Origin of the sequence: Pseudoalteromonas sp. CO109Y (genome assembly GCF_004208935.1) — a bacterium.
GTDB classification, from domain to species: domain Bacteria; phylum Pseudomonadota; class Gammaproteobacteria; order Enterobacterales; family Alteromonadaceae; genus Pseudoalteromonas; species Pseudoalteromonas shioyasakiensis.
Genome location: NZ_SGPD01000027.1, coordinates 35,155 through 52,660 on the forward strand (window position 1 = coordinate 35,155; position 17,506 = coordinate 52,660).

The 17,506-nt window shown below is 40.9% G+C and carries 13 protein-coding genes; 10 read left to right on the plus strand and 3 right to left on the minus strand.

Annotated elements, in window-relative coordinates:
- Positions 1–210: 210 nt before the first annotated feature.
- From EXT43_RS10150 to EXT43_RS10185, 8 genes are all read left to right on the plus strand, one after another.
- A complete protein-coding gene (locus EXT43_RS10150; RefSeq protein ID WP_062564984.1) occupies positions 211–1,215 on the plus strand; it encodes a hypothetical protein in 1,005 nt (334 codons plus the stop codon).
- Positions 1,216–1,688: 473 nt separating this feature from the next.
- The gene (locus tag EXT43_RS10155) at positions 1,689–3,557 is read left to right on the plus strand and encodes a hypothetical protein (protein WP_130166879.1); all 1,869 of its coding nucleotides are present in this window, start codon (positions 1,689–1,691) and stop codon (positions 3,555–3,557) included.
- An 18-nt stretch (positions 3,558–3,575) separates the two neighbouring features.
- Complete coding sequence (locus tag EXT43_RS10160) at positions 3,576–5,333, plus strand: HEAT repeat domain-containing protein (protein ID WP_062564986.1); 1,758 nt, start codon at positions 3,576–3,578, stop codon at positions 5,331–5,333.
- A gap of 599 nt (positions 5,334–5,932) precedes the next feature.
- Positions 5,933–6,799: a hypothetical protein gene (locus EXT43_RS10165; protein ID WP_062564987.1), complete on the plus strand. Its 867-nt coding sequence runs from the start codon at positions 5,933–5,935 to the stop codon at positions 6,797–6,799.
- A gap of 9 nt (positions 6,800–6,808) precedes the next feature.
- Positions 6,809–7,891 (plus strand): DUF4785 domain-containing protein, encoded by a 1,083-nt coding sequence (locus EXT43_RS10170; RefSeq protein WP_062564988.1) that lies wholly within the window; start codon positions 6,809–6,811, stop codon positions 7,889–7,891.
- Between the two features lie 482 nt (positions 7,892–8,373).
- Entirely contained in the window at positions 8,374–9,096 is a 723-nt protein-coding gene (locus tag EXT43_RS10175) for a hypothetical protein (RefSeq protein ID WP_062564989.1), read from the plus strand.
- A 743-nt stretch (positions 9,097–9,839) separates the two neighbouring features.
- Positions 9,840–10,421 carry an ACP phosphodiesterase gene (locus EXT43_RS10180; RefSeq protein WP_130166880.1) on the plus strand — a complete coding sequence of 194 codons (582 nt, stop codon included), beginning with the start codon at positions 9,840–9,842 and terminating at the stop codon, positions 10,419–10,421.
- Positions 10,422–11,054: 633 nt separating this feature from the next.
- Complete coding sequence (locus EXT43_RS10185) at positions 11,055–12,593, plus strand: glutamate synthase-related protein (RefSeq protein WP_130166881.1); 1,539 nt, start codon at positions 11,055–11,057, stop codon at positions 12,591–12,593.
- A 414-nt stretch (positions 12,594–13,007) separates the two neighbouring features.
- Here the strand turns inward: EXT43_RS10185 and EXT43_RS10190 are convergent, their stop codons facing one another.
- Positions 13,008–13,316, minus strand: a complete 309-nt coding sequence (locus tag EXT43_RS10190) for a hypothetical protein (protein WP_130166882.1) — start codon at positions 13,314–13,316, stop codon at positions 13,008–13,010.
- Positions 13,317–13,475: 159 nt separating this feature from the next.
- Here EXT43_RS10190 and EXT43_RS10195 point away from each other — a divergent pair, with 159 nt between their 5' ends.
- A complete protein-coding gene (locus EXT43_RS10195; protein ID WP_062564992.1) occupies positions 13,476–14,789 on the plus strand; it encodes a hypothetical protein in 1,314 nt (437 codons plus the stop codon).
- A gap of 140 nt (positions 14,790–14,929) precedes the next feature.
- Here EXT43_RS10195 and EXT43_RS10200 read toward each other — a convergent pair whose 3' ends face one another.
- The gene (locus tag EXT43_RS10200; protein ID WP_130166883.1) at positions 14,930–15,877 is read right to left on the minus strand and encodes a helix-turn-helix domain-containing protein; all 948 of its coding nucleotides are present in this window, start codon (positions 15,875–15,877) and stop codon (positions 14,930–14,932) included.
- A gap of 119 nt (positions 15,878–15,996) precedes the next feature.
- Between EXT43_RS10200 and EXT43_RS10205 the strand changes: the two genes are divergently transcribed.
- Complete coding sequence (locus tag EXT43_RS10205) at positions 15,997–16,533, plus strand: cysteine hydrolase family protein (protein ID WP_063527664.1); 537 nt, start codon at positions 15,997–15,999, stop codon at positions 16,531–16,533.
- Here EXT43_RS10205 and EXT43_RS10210 read toward each other — a convergent pair.
- A complete protein-coding gene (locus tag EXT43_RS10210; protein ID WP_130166884.1) occupies positions 16,514–17,413 on the minus strand; it encodes a LysR family transcriptional regulator in 900 nt (299 codons plus the stop codon). The genes EXT43_RS10205 and EXT43_RS10210 overlap by 20 nt on opposite strands.
- Positions 17,414–17,506 lie beyond the last annotated feature (93 nt).

The window sequence follows — 17,506 nt, forward strand, 5'->3', positions numbered from 1 at the left end:
GACGTGCCTGCATATTGCTGCGGTTAAACTCGATACTGTAGGCGTGAAATTTATTTCTCGCGAAAAGCCTTAAATGACAACTTTGAAACAACCTGTGTATTTATATGGGTACAACCATCAAAAAACCTGTATTATGCATGCTTTGTTGTTGGGTGGCGAAACCTCTTACTTAACCACCTGATTATGTTGTTGAAAATTTAAGGTGAAATAATGCTAAAAGGGAACTTTGTGAGCATGAACATGGCTTTGGCCTGTTTGTTTGTATTAAATCTTGGGGTTGCTAGTGCTTCGGCTAATGACGATACACCAACAGAGGACGTGGTTGCAGATGCTAATTTCTTAGCGTGTTTACAAGAAAGTGGCTATAAAACTGTGGGTGAGGTGACAAAAATACATTGCAGAGATCGAGGTATTACTTCAGCCAAAGGGATTGAGCATTTTAGTAACTTAACAAAACTCGTCCTCAGTAATGAAGGGGATAGCTTCATAGTTGGTGAAATTGGCGGCATTACAAGTAGGCCTGCCGATAAGAAAGTGCCAAACCAACTGACCGAAATCGACATAAGCCGTAACAGCCAGCTTTTCCTTGTTGATTTAAGCCAAAACAACCTTACGAGTATTGATGTAAGTAACAACGAAGAGTTAGAGACTTTAATGCTGAGTGGCAATAAGCTTTCAAAGCTTGATGTAAGCAATAACAGTAAACTTACATGGATTGATCTTAAAGATAATAAGCTGACAGGCGAATTGACGCTTGTTAATTCTGAACTATATCAACTTAACCTGTCGGGCAATAAGCTCACAAAAGTAAATATACCGAGTGGCATTCGTAACCTTGAGCTTGCAAATAATCAGTTAAAAAACCTAGATTTAAGCAAGTTCAAGATGCTCAGCGAACTAAACCTAGATGCCAACCAGCTTAGCTCTTTAGACATAAGCCATAATAAAAAGTTAACTGCACTTTACGCCAGTAATAACCACTTAAGCACTATCGATTTAACAGCAAACCCCATGCTTCAAGTGCTCTTTTTGTCAAATAACAAATTAAAAAACATTGATTTACGTGAACATGCAAATTTAGTAGATATCAGCCTTTTTAATAATCCACTAAAAAAAGTAGATGTAAGCAAAAGTTATAATTTAGAGCTGTTAGAACTCGACAGTGGTGTTGAGTGCATAGGCATAGGTTGTGCAACAAGGTTTGAAGGGTATTAATAACAGCGTGTTGGGCAGAGCACAGCGAAACTCGATAAGTTAGCGAGGGTAAAGGGGAAAGTTCCCCGAACTCGCAAACTTGTGTTCGTAATCTGATAGCTACAAATGTTGGGTTTCGCTCCGCTCTAACCAACCTACAAGCTGATGCTCTTATGTTCATCGCGCGAAATAAATTTCACGCCTACGGATGAGCATTCCAATTTAAGTATGCGTAGGCACAATCTAATCTGACTTCTAACGACTGATATCTATTATCTCCTTCCTCGTCCCTCGCACCTATTAAAAATTTTTATCCCTCCATAATTCATCCATTATTGTGATTTACCCTTTGAAATATGAACCTTTTGTACCCCAGTTTGGGTGGGTTAAAGCTTAACCGTTTCGAAAATAAGTCGGTCGGACTTTGAGTAGAAGTATGAGTTTTATTAATTAATAGTTTGTCGAAATTACAATCAATAATTAGGAATCGTAATATGAATCAGTGTAAAAGGATTAGTGCTGTGTTGGCTTTATCCCTACTTTCAATAGTTGGGTGTTCTGATGATGACTCTACCGAACAAGAAGCTGTTGCTAATGTAGCGTTGAAATCTATGAGCCCAGTCTCTGATGACGTTTATCAACCAGGACAACAGATCACAGTTGATTTCAGTACCGAAACAGCCTTATTAACGAATGAACATGTTGGTGTTTCATTTATTTTAATTGAAAGAAGTAAAGTCGCTGAGCTCGAAACTGAAGATGAGCCTGATGGCTACGATTTGGGTGAGTTTTATATTGAGCAGTTACAAGAAGGCGAGCAAAATCATACGGCAACACTAATTTTGCCAAATGAAGATCTCGCTGCGGGTGAATTTATTATTGCCGCTTTTGTTGATACAAGTGGTGTGATCTCAAGTGAAGTTGATGTTACAGATAATAAGTCGCGTGGCATTGAGTCTGGTGACGAAACAACCTACAGCTCAGTAACCATTAGCGATGGTCATTACCATGATTTTGTTTTAGATAAACTTAAAGTAGGCGACGGCTTTGCTATTTTTCCTGGCCCGGGTAAAAGAGATACCACAGGTACTGGTGAACCAACACAGAAAGTACCTGATTTAATAGGTTTTATTAATGCCACCAAATTTGGTAATTCAGTAAACGAGGCTGACATCAGTGCAACAATAACCATCGGCGAAACGACTTATCATGCTCACTTATGGAATGAGCAAGCGCAAGCTTATATGGAGACGATGCGTATTAAGTTTCCTGATCATGAGCAATCTCATTACTTTCCTTGGGATGTTGCAGTAAATGGCGTATTGCTCAAAGCGATACACGATAATTTTGATCACGATGGTGGCGAAAACAGCTTTAGCATGACATTTACCTTCCACGACAACTCTGATGAAATTGAAGCTCATAGCGAAAATAATAGTATTACTGTTGAAGTACCTTATGCGCTTTATCATGATGAAGTGAGTACTGCAGAATCGGTAGAGCTAAATAGTAATAAAACAACAATAGCTTCAGCATCAGCGATGCAGACTACTGCTGCTACAGCAACAACGTTGGCAAAAGTTGGCAGTTGGAGTGCTACTTATGGTGACAGTGACGCTGTAGCAATCAGTCCTTCTTTTTATAGCTATATGAATGTTTCTTCTAGTAATGGTGGTTCTGCTGAGGGGCTAGTTGAAGCAGATTTAGATCTTTACCTATTTGATAAATCAGCGAGTTTGGTTAGTGCCAGTGCTGAAGCGAGTGCAAATGTAAGTGATGGTGAGATTACTTATGCAGCAAACTTTAGTGTGCTGGGTGACACTTTAATTGACGAGGGCGACACGTTAACGGCCTTAGACAAGTCTTTAGGATATAGCTGGAGCGAAGAGCAAAAAGTGGTTGAAACGACGTTCACCATTGTAATTGTTCCGGTTACAGTGGAGGCTGGCGTCACTGGCAGCTTGGATTTAGGAGTTGGTTTAACTTATAGCAATAGCCGAATTGACTTAGGGGGAGATATTGTTACTGCCAGCATGGATGCGTATGCCACTGCAGAAATAAATTTGGGCGTTGCAAGTGGCGGTGTTGGTATAGACTTTTTGATTATTGCAGATACATTTAATGCCACACTTTATGCGGATTTAGCTAAAGCTATCACTGATTCTAAAATAACCTTAGGAATTGATGTAACAAATGATATTGAGGCTATTTCCGGTGAATTTTATGTTTATGTGAAATACCCTAAATACAAGTGGTGTTGCAAGATTAAGACAAAAACCAAAACTCAAACTATCTACGATACCAGTACCTTGTACGATAAAAGCTGGACAATTTTAGACGAATCAGCAACCTTAAATTATTAGTATGAAGGCAAAGGTATAATGCGTTTAATTAAACTGAGTTTATTATTTGGCACTTTATTAGGCTATGCTTCGGCCGCTTATGCAGTGCCTCATTGTACTGTTTGGGGTGAACTTCAATCAAAAGCAGATACTAATATTGTTTCGATGAATAGCCCCTCAAAAAGCCAGTTTGACTTGCTAGGGCGGTTAATTTATCGGCCTTTGTTAGTTGCAGAGAAATTTCACTGGTTGGGTTTTGAGCTGTACCAAGCTCAAGCAAAGTTGAATAAAACAGTGAGTACCAGCAATGAGTATGCAGTGCCTTTTGCTGTGAAAATTAGCAATAACTCAGGTGAAGTTTTAGATTATCGGTTTAACGCTAAATTAAAAGTGGCCGATCAACAAAAGCTGATTGCTTTATACCGTGCCTTTCACCGTGCAAAACCCCCTGAAAATTTACAGGGGGATAAGTACTGGGTTAAAGAGCGTGACGATATCGGTCAGTACAAATCACTCTACACAGTGTTAGCTGATAACAAACTAAAGCGAAATAAACTCAGTTATTTAGAACCAACTGACTCTAGGCAAAGTACTAACGCAGCGAAAAAGCTAATGCAGTTAGAAACGGCGAACATTATTAGTGATGAGTTTATCTTTGAAAACGATAAATGCTGGTTAACAAAAACCCTCGGAAATAGTCATATTCAAGTCAGTAGTAGTGATGGAAGTATGAATATTGAAGTACTGCAAACACTAAGTTTAAATCGCTCGAATCAATCGATACCCAGTGATGCAAGATTACTACAATTACCTGAAGACCCTAATCAATGGGAGAATTTAAGCACAGATTGGGTTTACCCTAAAGCGCCGCCTCAACCCTTAAAAAATACTGAAACGTTTATCACAGCTTTAAAAAGTATGGATTGGCTAGAGGGAGACCGAAAAACGCTTCTGCAATTTCTTTATGACAATGATCAGTATTTGATGAGCTTAAAAGAGCTTATTTCAACTAAATCAATTGCAGATCCTTTGGAAAGTAAATTGTTTATGTACCTAGGTAAGCATGACTCAGTTAATTCAAAACAATTACTGACAGAGGTATTTGTTGAGCCTGGTTTATTTTCTCCAAATCAGCGCTTTAGAAGTTTAATGGCACTAAAATACAGTGAAAAACCGTTAACTGACTTACAGGTTGAGGCGATTTTTGAGTATTCCATGTCATATGGTCTTGATGAAGAAAATTCAAAGCTGGCTCATAGTGCTTTAATGGTAATGGGGGCAATAGCAAAAAATCAGCAGGGCAGTGAGTTTTCAACTCAGTTAACCCAAAAATTAGCTGATTCATTGAGCTCTAGTGCAACGGAGCAAAAAGCATCAGCCCTAATCACCGCACTAGGTAATAGTGGAGACTATGATCATCAACAGCTTATTGGTGATTATTTAGCTGGCGACAGTGCAAGATTACGACTAAATGCGGCAGAGGCCTTGGCAAAAATGCCAAGTAAAACCAGTTTGAATTACTTGAGTAATCAACTAAATCAAGAAACTGATAGTAAAACGCAAGGGGCGATATTAAAGGCTATGGGTAATAATGAGTTAGACGCAGAACAAGTCGATAGTATTTATGCCTTTGCTGACCCTAGTCACCCAAGAGATATTCGCAGCGCCGCTATATCGGCGTTAAGTCAACAAGCGAAGTCAAAACCAGAGGTTAAAAGCCGTTTAAAAGCGCTGGTTAAGACGGAAACTAATCAAAAGAACCTGCGCCAATTGATGAAAGCGCTGTATGGTTCGTAAAAGCATAAGTTAGCGAGATACGAGATACGAGGGGCGAGTTGTAGGAGGCGTTTTAACGCCGAACAGGTAGCAGAGGGTTTACCCCGCGTTCTCAAATTTAAAATACCCAAGTTAGCGAGTTACAAGGGGAAAGGGTAAAGGTACGAGTTTCGAGGAACGAGATACGAGTTGTAGGAGGCGTTTTAACGCCGAACAAAAAATGGAGATATTAGGTATCAGTTGTTAGAAGTTAGATTAGATTGTGCCTGCGAGTAGTTAAATTGAAATGCTCATCCGTAGGCGTGAAATTTATTTCGCGCGATGAACAAAAGAGCTATCAGATTGAAAGTTAGCAAGTTAGAAAGAGTAAAGGGGAAAGTTTACTCGCACCTCGCACCTCGCACCTCGCACCTCGCACCTCGCACCTCGCACCTCGCACCTCGCATCTCGCATCTCACCCCTTCTTTTTCTCCTAAAACCTAATAATTTGTACTTAAAAAACACACAAAAGTTAAATTAATGTAAATTTATTCTTGCTTTCGTACCTGTTTGGTCTATGTTTTTGGTCGGAGGTCACTCCTCCAACCTGATAGATAAAATGACAATCAACAGGAACACACATGAAAATAAAAACACTCTCACTAGTGCCAGCTTTAATGTTGGCAGCGGGTATCAGCCACAGTGCTTTTGCTGCGCAAGGAGTCGCATTTGTGCACGGTACAGGCCAGCAAAGCGATGCGTATAATGACTATTGGACAGGCAGTTTTGTCGACACGGTTCGTCAAGGTTTATCAAACAGTAGTAATTACACGGTCATTAATTGTGACTTTGATCAATACATGTGGGCAGACGCGGCATCTGGCTGTTTAGCAGGGCAGCTCACTACATTTATCAATAATAAAAACATCACTGATTTAACCCTGATCACCCATTCTAATGGCGGTAATGTAGTGCGTTGGATTTTATCTAACCCAACATGGGATAGCCGCTATCCAAATATTATTAGCAAAGTCACGCGTACTATTGCTCTGGCTCCTTCAAGTGGTGGTACGCCGTTGGCTGATGCGGTTATTGCGGGTAATTCGTTCGAGCAAAGCTTGGGTTGGCTTTTAGGTTACGGCAGCGATGCAGTAAAACAACAACAAGTATCCTGGATGGAATCGTATAACGCACAGTGGCTGTATGGCACACCGAACCGCCCAAATTTACCGTCTCGATTCGAAACCGTGGTGGGCAGTGATGTTGAGTCAGCGGTATGGGATAGCGATAGCTATTGTGGCGGTTATCAAAATCAAGTGGGCCTTGAAGTAACGCAAAACTGGTTAGATAGCTGCTCAGATGGCTTTTTAAATTGCAGTTCTCAGTCGTTAGCTGGGGTGGTGTGGTTTACCGATAAATCACGAACCCAAGGTGGTGAGCCTTTGAGTCATCAGCAAAGTCGACGTAACTGTTTTGGCTTGCCAAACATGCTTAAAAACCGAATTTAGGAGCCCGCTATGATTAATAAGTTAACCACAATTGCAACTGCAATAGTGCTTGTAAGCACAGCCGCAAATGCTAATGAGCAAACGGTTTATCAATTTCCTCAAGTTCAACCAGCATCAAGCGCTCAACTACAAACACTTGAAAAAGACAGTGTTGAATATTGGCAGAAAGTTTCGGGTAAAGAGCTTAAGCGTGGTGTGCCTGTTTTTGTAAACCAAGCTGATAACTTTATTCGCATTGCACCAAAAGCACGCTTTGATAGTGGCGAAGTATTTAAGCCTCATGGCTTACAGCTTGATAAGCTGTCGGTGCGAGATGACAACTTTAGACAAATGCCAATGCAAGCCATGGTTGCACGTGAGCAAATGGAAAATGCAGGATTTAGCGATGGCAGTGTTGGATTGAAGCTTGGTCAGGTAAATGGCAAAGCAATGTTAAGAACAAGCCAAGCGCTTAACGATAACGACACCTACTTGCTGCATGTGATTGAAAAAGGCTCGAGCAATGCCTTACATGCTAAATCGCAGTTTAAAGTGAAAGATCAGCAACAACGTGTTGCTATGCAGCTTAGTATGGGTAAAAAGCGCTTTAAAGATAGTGATGTGAAGTTAACACTTTCAAGCCCTGATGGCGAAAAACTAGATGTACGTTACGAAAATGGTGAAGCCGTATTTAATTACCCGCTTGAAACTTTGGGTGCCGCAAATGGTTACTATGAGCTTGAAGCCAGTGTAGACACTAAAGTGAATGGCCAAACGGTAAAACGCTCTATAAAAATGCCGTTTGTGCATAGCTCGCAAACCATTAGTATGGATAAAGCCAAAGTCACTGTGCTTGGTAATAACAAATACCAAGCCAAGGTGCCAGTGCAAGTGACTGACTCTGGCCGCTATGCTATTCGTGCTACGTTAACTGGCAAAGGTAATAAAGGTGAGCGCATCAAACTGGCAACCGTTGAAGTTGCTAAACAGATTGATAGTTACGGCAGTTTCACCATGCCCTTTGCAGTCACTCAAGTAGCCAAAGCCCCGTTCGAGCTGGTGGATATTGAGCTTACCGACCAAACGCGAATGTTAAAGTTTGCTGGGGAGTAAAGGATAGCTCTTATTGTATGTTGGGTGGAGCGAAGCGAAACCCAACAAGTTAGTGAGTTGCTAGGGGAAGGAGCTATCAGCTTTCAGCCGTCAGCTATCAGATTGAAAAGTTAGCAAGTTAGAAAGAGTAAAGGGGAAAGGTACGAGTTTCGAGGGGCGAGATACGAGGTGTTTTAACGCCGAACAAAAATGGAGATATTAGATATCAGTCGTTAGAAGTTAGATTAAAACAAAAGAGCTGTAAGCTTTAAGCTATAAGTTTTGAGTTGATTCTTCCTGCACATCACTATGGCTTAACACGTTACTGTAGGTGTGAAATTTATTTCGCGCGTAATAAATTTTGTTTTTCTCTATGTAGCGCGAAGCGCCTTGGGGCAGTTAGTTTAGTACTTGAACGTAAAGGAAATATATCATTAAGTAGGAATGTTGGCTTAATGGGAAAGTAATGGCAAAATTGTGTTTTAAAAATGGAAACTTAAATAATGGATTATAATCAGCCACTTTCGAAGCACTCCCTAGATTTAAACCTGAGCGACCGAGTTTGGTTTAGATATTCAACTTTCTATAAAAAGCCAGTATTGCAGGCTGATTCTAATACAAAACTAAAGTCGCTACCGGGCCTAGCTGTGCTGTCGGGCGGAGCTGAATTTTTATTTTTCTTTATGACTATCGCTATTGCTGTAATGAGCCTAGTGCTTCAAGAAACGATGCAGCCGATACCTGCTTTTGTAACTTGTGTGAGTTGTTATCTTTGTGTATTTGTTATCAAGCGAATTGTGATTTATAACAAATTTGGATTTGGTCGTAAGTGGGTTATGAGTATATCTAAAGACTCACTCGAAATAGATAGGCAAGCAATAGAGGGTAAAGCTTCAAAAGTTTTGCAAATCGCTAAGGGCGATATCCAAGAAGTCATTTTTAATTATACTTTTCACGGTAGAAGTGGTCATATTGTGAACGAAAAAACGGCCAATTTACACGCTTGTGAAATTCATCAAAAAAGTGGCGATGTTGTTACGCTAGATAGTATGCGAGTAGGTCTTTTTGATGTGCTGTATCTTTTAAAATTCCACGAGTACCCGCTACTATTCAGAAGTACAACTTCAGGCGGTGCAGGTAATATAGTTATTTTGATTATGCGGTTAATTTCTCTTTCTGCGATCATTTCGGCTCTTGTAATGTTGGCATTTAATTTAAAGTCATAAAGGTGAGTTATTTTATGGCTATTAGCTGGTAGGTTGGTTAGAGCGATTTAAACTCAACGTTTGGAGCCATCAGCTTTCAGACGTCAGCTATCAGATTGAAAAGTTAGCGAGATGTGAGTTGTAGGAGGCGTTAGAAGGTATTAGATATCAGTCGTTAGAAGTTAGATTGGATTGTGCCAGCACATAGTTAAATTGAAATGCATACCCGTAGGCGTGAAATTTATTTCGCGCGATATTTCTTAAATCAACGGGTGAGTTGTAGGTCGGGCTTCAGCCCGTAATGTTAGCGAGTTACAAGGGGAAAGGTACGAGTTTCGAGGGAGGAGATACGAGTTGTAGGAGGCGTTTTAACGCCGAAAAAAGTCGATTGGATAGGGAGCCCCCTTTACGAATCCAAAACCAACACTATGCTGTTAGCACCTAGCACCTAGCACCTAGCACCTAGCACCTAGCACCTAGCACCTAGCACCTAGCACCTAGCACCTAGCACTGTAGGCGTGAAATTTATTTCGCGCGATGATCTATTTAAAACGTGCCATGCAAGCATAACGCTTACCAGGCATTTGATTACGCGATATAAAATCGCTGCTACAATTTTGCTAACTCGCTAACTCGCTAACTCGCTAACTCGCTAACTCGCTAACTTGCTAACTTGCTAACTTGCTAACTTGCAACTCCTGCCCCTAGACCCTTTTACCTGTATTCTTTTACAATGCATAAAATGACTTTATTTAGAGAATGCGTTGAACTACTTGGCTCACCTTTATTTAGCACAACCGACGGCTGATTCACATTTTGGTAATTTGCTGGGGGACTTTGGTGGGCGTCGGTATTCAGCGCAGTTACCCAATACGGTTAAAAATGGCCTTGAAAATCATTATTTGGTTGATAGGTTTACTGACTCACATCCCCTTGTAAAAGAGGCTAAGCAGTACTTTTCGCCAGCACGTAAACGCTTTGCAAGTGTCGCGATTGATGTGGCGTTCGATCACTTTCTTATTCAGCATTGGCAGCACTTTAATGACCAACCATTAGCTGATTTCAAACAGCACAGCTATGGACTTTTAAATGCTCGCCGAGCCATGATGCCTTCGCGTATGCAGCAGGTTGTGACCAGTATGACCAACAGTGATTGGTTTAAAGAATATGAAACACTCGATGGGGTCGGCCTTGCCCTCGATAACATCGCCAAGCGTATTCGCTTTGCTAATAACTTTACAGGAGCCGCTGACGATATAGCCCGCCACTACCAACAATTAGACGCGGTGTTTTTAGCGTTTTTCCCCGAGCTGGTTGAACATGTGAAGCAAATGGGAGTGGAATGAGTTTGCGAGTTTCTAGAGTAAAGTTAGCGAGTTAAAGGGAAAGGTACGAGTTCCGAGGAACGAGATGCGAGTTGTAGGAGGCGTTTTAACGCAGAACAAAAATAGAGATATTAGATATCAGTCGTTAGAAATCAGATTAAATCAAAAGAGCTTTAAGCTATAAGATTTAAAACCCAACAAACAAGCTGAAACTTGCCCGTAGGCGTGAAATTTATTTCGCGCGATGGTTATTATCAAAGAGGTAATTTGTAAGTCGGGCTTCAGCCCGTGAGTGTTAACGGTTGCTTTTCGCCATAAATAACGATCTACAATGGGTTATATCTGTGAAGTTTGCTTTTAATAATTCCTCTAAAGCGCAGCGCCTCTTATCCTCTATGTGAAAATTACCCACACTGCGGTTTACAAGCCGATTTACCTCTTACTTTAAAATATGAAATGGCTGATATCTTGGCTGCTTGTTGCGGTTATATAGTTGTTAATCGATAGATAAGTAAACTTCTAGGCGCTTAAGAGCTCGTTTTTTAACTGAGCTGAACTACCCTTTGTAAAGCAAGTAAGCCTTGAATTAATACTTACCTCAATCGCAGTACCTTGAACATAGCAATGTAATGTAGCAACCGTGAGGGAACAATAATGAGCAAACCCATAATTGCAGCCGTTTCGCCGAAAAAAGTCACCTTAGAGCAGGGGCAAGAGTATTACTTTTGTGCCTGTGGGCGTTCTAAAAATCAGCCATTTTGTGATGGCTCACATGCCGGAACCGATTTCAAACCCAAAGCATTTACTGCAGAAGAGTCGGGCGATGCCTATTTATGCCAATGTAAGCACACCGCTAATGCGCCATTTTGTGATGGTAGTCACAAGCAATTTGATCAAAGCCAAGTTGGTCAAGAAGGGCCGGGCGTACAAATTCAAGCCTCTGATTCGCCTGTAGCTACTGCAACCAAAGAGGAGCCCACCGTTGAGCTTATTCATCAACTGGCACGTGAAGGGTTATCAAAGCTTGGTCATCATGGCCCTATGGTGTCGATGGGCGTGCCGCGATATCAATTACCTAAGTGGGATGATTTACAACTAATGGTGGCACAAATGGCAACGCAACCTTTAATGGAAGATGTTGCTGTTAATACTGAGCTTGTAATTGGCCCGCGAGCGAAAAAGCCATTAAAGCTGGCTATTCCATTATTTGTTTCTGATATGAGTTTTGGGGCTTTATCTGAAGAAGCTAAAGTATCTTTAGCAAAAGGAGCAGAACTTGCTGGCACAGGTATTTGTTCGGGTGAAGGCGGTATGCTTCCTGAAGAGCAGCAAGCCAATTCACGGTACTTTTATGAGTTAGCAAGTGCAGGCTTTGGTTATAGCGAAGATAAATTAAAGAACGTTCAGGCCTTTCACTTTAAAGGTGGACAAGGCGCAAAAACGGGTACTGGTGGGCATTTGCCGGGCAATAAGAATGTTGGCAAAATCTCTGAGGTTAGAGGAATTGAAGCGGGTACTTCGGCGATTTCACCACCAACATTTAAAGACTTACACAGTGCGGCCGATTTCAAAAAGTTTGCTGATAGAGTACGCGAGGTAACGGGCGGTATTCCAATCGGTTTTAAACTGAGTGCTAATCATATTGAGGAAGATATTCAATTTGCGCTCGATGCGAGTGCCGATTACATCATTCTTGATGGTCGTGGAGGCGGTACAGGCGCAGCCCCTGAAATTTTTAGGGATCATATTAGCGTACCGACTATTCCTGCACTTGCCAGAGCAAGAAAGTACTTAGATGAACAAGGTGCAAGTGATGTTAGTTTGATCATTACAGGTGGTTTACGTTTACCAATTGATTTTGTAAAAGCGCTCGCTCTTGGTGCTGATGGGGTGGCGATTTCAAATAGTGCAATGCAAGCAATCGGCTGTGTTGCTGCGCGTATGTGTAATACCAATAACTGCCCAGCAGGGATTGCCACACAAAAGCAAGACTTACGTCAGCGCTTAAATATTGAAAAGTCGGCAAATCAATTAAAGAACTTTTTTGAAGCGTCAACTGAGTTAATGTCGGTAATGGCTAGGGCATGTGGTCATGACTCTTTAGCTAAGTTTAATGCTAATGATTTAGCAACATGGCACAAAGATATGGCGTTGTTATCTGGTGTTAAGTACGCAGGTGTTGGAATAAGTTAGCGAGTTAGAAAGAGTAAAGGGGAAAGGTACGAGTTCCGAGGGACGAGATGCGATTTGTAGGAGGCGTTTTAGCGCTGAACAAAAATGGAGCTATTAGATATCAGTCGTTAGAAGTCAGATTAAAAACTCAACGAGTTAGCGAGTTGCTAGGGGAAAGAGTAAAGGGGAAAGATACGAGTTCCGAGGGACGAGATACGAGATGTAGGAGGCGTTTTAACGCTGAACAAAAATGGAGCTATTAGATATCAGTCGTTAGAAGTCAGATTAAAAACTCAACGAGTTAGCGAGTTACTTGACACAAGTGGTAGTCACTCTAGTGTTTTTAACTTGCTAACTTGCTAACTTGCTAACTTGCTAACTTGCTAACTTGCTAACTTGCTAACTTGCTAACTTGCTAACTCGCAACTTACCCATTTAATCGTCTGGGCCTTTTAGGGTAAACACTAAATGCCTGCGCATGTCTTTTAAAATCACGCCTTTTTTCAGCATTGCGCCACTTAGGCGTTTTTGCCATTTTAATAGATCTGGGGTCGCTGCATCGAGTGATTGCTGGTTTTCAAATTGAAAACATAAAAGCAATGAGCCTGGGAATAAGTGGTATTCCACATCAAACCAGCATTGCAACATGCCTTCAAGTTCTGCGCGACCTTGCTCTTCAAGGGCGTCGGCAACATTTAATACAAGGGCTTGCTGTTTTAATTGTACTTTAGAAAGCTTTTTCATTTAAAAACCAAAATCGAGTCGAAAAACTAATTATACCTAAGCTTTGATTGCTGCAACAACTTAACGTTCATTTGCACTGAGTGAAAAATAAAACTTGCTACCGTATTACACAAATATGGATAATAAAGATTGAATATTTATATTTTAAAGGATTAATAAATGAAGCAATTTCTTAAGCTACCTCTACACACTGCTATCGTACTTGCATTGACTGGATGTGGGGGGAGTTCATCAGACGAAAGCAGCTCTGGAAACCAAGGTTTAGGTGACGGAGGAGCTAGTGATTTACAAACAATATCTTTAAAAGCGCGCAATTATAGCTTTCGATGCTCTGATGTACCTTACCAAGCTGATATTGTCTTCCATGCTGAAAATGGTTCACCGATTGGTTTTGCTAAAACGAATGAAGAGGGAGTGTTCTCTGATACGGTTCCAAAAGGCACTAAACACATCTCAATCTTGGGGGAGACAGTAGAAGACGCTGAAAAATATACGTTTATTTCTTCTGAACTAGATATTGAAGGACGCTCAAACTTAGGTACCTTTAGTTTTTTTGACCCTAGCTTAAACTGTAGTTGTGAAGATTATCAACTTGACACTTCGCAATTAGGAAGTATTTCCTATGACTACACTTTAGGTTTGGATAATGGTACGACATTAGGTGATACTTATTCAGTGTGCCCTGAAGACAATAAACTTTATATTCAAGCTAAATCTAAATATGGCTACGATGCAAAAGCCGCGATTATTGAAATCCCTAAAAACTCAAACACGATAGAAATAAAAGAGTCTGATTTTATCCATCAAGGTGTTGAAGTTCTTGCTGATTATAACCCATATATCGACTATACCAGCACCCGAGGTTATTTTTTAGAAGAGCACCAATATCACCTTATTGATTTTTCATTTCTTAGCAACTCTGAATATCTTTATGTATTCCCATCAGCAACTGAACATAATTTTCATGTTCAAGTAAATTCTGAATCACAAAGTATAGAAAGTGGCACTATGAGAACCACTAGTTATGCTAGAAGTCGTGTGGATAATGACGGTAGCTTTGAACTAACTGCTTTGCCTGAAATTTCAAATGAAATTGGAGACAGCTTACTAAATTTCCTAAGTAGTTCTGATTTGAATTATGATTTTAGTAGTGCTGACAGTCGCTTTGCTCGTGTTTATTGGTCATTTAGCTTTTTAGTTGATGATGCAGCCGCAACGCGTTTTGATTGGCAAATTTCTGGAGGGATCCGAGGTGAAATACCTGACTTATCGTTTGGTAGTGTTTTCGCGGAACCTGTAGCTGACGTTACGGCAGAGAAGGTGAACATTTTACTTTATGGTTATGCTGGTAATAATACAGATAAACAAACTTATGAGCAGCTGTTAGAAACCATTGCTGAGGGGGGGCATCTCGCAAACCCTAAATTTAGTAACTATGTGTATTTATCAATAGATGCGGCAATTAATCGATAACTTCATAAGCCACCTTAGTTAAGGTGGCTTTTTAGAAATTGGTAACATTTAATACAAGGGCTTGCTGTTTTAATTGTACTTTAGAAAGCTTTTTCATTTAAAAACCAAAATCGAGTTGAAAAACAGATTATACCTAAGCTTTACGCTTGGCGGAATGCATTACGCCAGTCTCGCGGTGATAAACCAAACTGAGAGCGAAAATGGTGGCGTAAAGTAACAGATGATCCAAAACCGCATTGCTCGGCTAAATGTTCTAATGGTAAATCAGTTGACTCAAGAAGTCGCTGCGCGTGGTTTAAACGTTGATTTAATAGCCATTGCCCAACGCTCTGCCCTGTAAGCGATTGAAAGTGGCGGGTAAAGGTACGCCGGCTCATGTGCATTTGCTCTGCGAGAGTATCAATCGTGTGATTGCTGGCTAAGTTTTCTTGCATCTGTTCAAGTAAGCTTGCTAAACGCTCATCAGCAACACTTTCGGGGACGGGTAGGGCAATAAATTGTGTTTGCCCACCAGTACGGTACGGAGCCGTTACCATCATTCTGGCAATAGCATTAGTTTGCTCGCTTCCTAAAAATTTGCGAACTAAATATAAGCAACAATCAATGGCTGCCGCTGTTCCTGCCGACGTATATAGCCGGTTATGTTCAAGGTAAAGTACTTGATTGTTAAGCTTCACTTTTGCAAAGCGCGCTTTGAAGTCATCGCTGTATGCCCAGTGGGTGGTTGCTTCAATATTATCTAAAAGCCCAATGTGCGCTAACGCATAAGCGCCTAAACAAAGCCCTACAATTATAGCGCCACGGCTATGCGCGTGTAGCAAACTGGTTGCTAATTCTTTAGAGGGGGCTGTTTCAGGGGATGGCCAAGACGGAATAATTATAATATCTGCCTGATCAAACTTTGTTATTGAGTGATGCGCTTGAATATCAAACCCCGCGCTTGAGGGCATTACAGCTTTACTTTCGCTGCACACTGCTAAGTTAAATTCTTTGATACCAGCTGAGCGAGCGCCTTCACCAAACACCATGCATGGTACTGCAAGGTGAAATGGACTGATATTTGGAAATGCGAATACTGCAACATTCATGGTAAAGCCTTATCAAACACTTTGGCCCAATATTATCGATAAATGGTGTTTGGGTCACTGTTTGATACGTTAAAAATTCAGCAAACTAGGCGTCAATACAATGAAAAAGGGTTTATACAATGACAAACACAGCATTACTAATTATCGACTTACAGAATGATTACTTTGAGGATGGCGCGTTTCCTTTATGGCAGGCTAAACAAGTAAAAGATCAGCTCGTCGATGTGATAAAACAAGCCTCAGAGCGCGGGGTTTTACCTATTCATATTCAGCATGTTGCTGATCCTTCTCAGGGGTTAGCGCCATTTTTTAATGAAGGTACAGAAGGTGTTGATATTCATCCTGATATTTTAAATGCGGCACCAAAAGCCCCTGTGGTTGTAAAACACTATGCAGACAGCTTTTATCAAACCAATTTAGAAGATGTATTAAAGCAGCATGGTATTAAAAAACTTTTGATCGCAGGCATGATGACGCAAAACTGTGTGACTCATACAGCTATCTCAGAGCAAGCTAAAGAGTACGACGTAGAAGTTTTGACAGATGTGTGTACCACAGTATCTGAAATGCTACATTTAATCGCACTAAATGCGCTTGCCCCACGAGTAAAACTGCTAGACGCAAAGCAGGCCTTGCTTAGTTTGCAAAGTAATTAATATTTGCAAAGGCCGAAATAACATCTTTGGCAAATGCAATACGGGGGTGCTTTAATGCCCCTTTGTTCCAAACTAAGTAAATAATATTTTCTGGGCCTTCGGGCCCCAGCTGCACAAGCTCTCCGGCTTTTATCTGATCGCGACAAAGGTAATCGGGTAATACAGAATAGCCAATGCCTGAGCGAATAATATTGCTAATAGCACGTATATCTGGGCAAATAGCAATGACGTTTGAGTGGCATTTTGCGTTGAATACAGCTTCAAAGTATTGTCTTATCAAAGGCAGCTCTTCATCATAAGCAACGACATTGTAGCTTGAGAGTAAATCTGCGGTAATGGTGCTGTCTTTGATTTCTCTTCCATGTAGACGGTTCATTACTAAAATTAGCTTTTCTTTGTCGAGCACTAGGCTATCGAATAGTGCTGGATCAGGCGCTGATGCGGCAATAGCAATATCTGCAGTACCTGATTGCAATGCGTCAAAAATACTTACCTTATTACCAATATGCAGAACAAGGTTCACATTGCCAGATTGCAGTAAGTTGGCAATTTGTGGCCCTGACACACTACTAATATATTCGGCAGGTCCTGCGATATTTATAGTGCCATGTGCGGCATCAGAACGTGCCCGTATCGACATGATTTTTTGCTCTAATATATCGATATGACCAGAAACCTGAAGAGCTAGATCATGTGCTGCTGCAGTGGGGGTAACACCGCGGGCTTTACGCTCAAATAAAGGTTTACCAACTACAGCTTCCATTGCTTGAATGTGTGAGGTCACCGAAGGCTGAGATAAGCCTAAATTAGCCGCTGCCTTCGTAATATTTTTACAACGATAAACTTCAACAAAGGTTTTTAATTGCGTGAGATAAGACATGTAACTGTACGAGCCATAAATATTCTGATTGCTCCTCTTAATTTATCCGAATTCTACTCGCCCCGCAAACCAACTATGATGGCTGCACTTTCT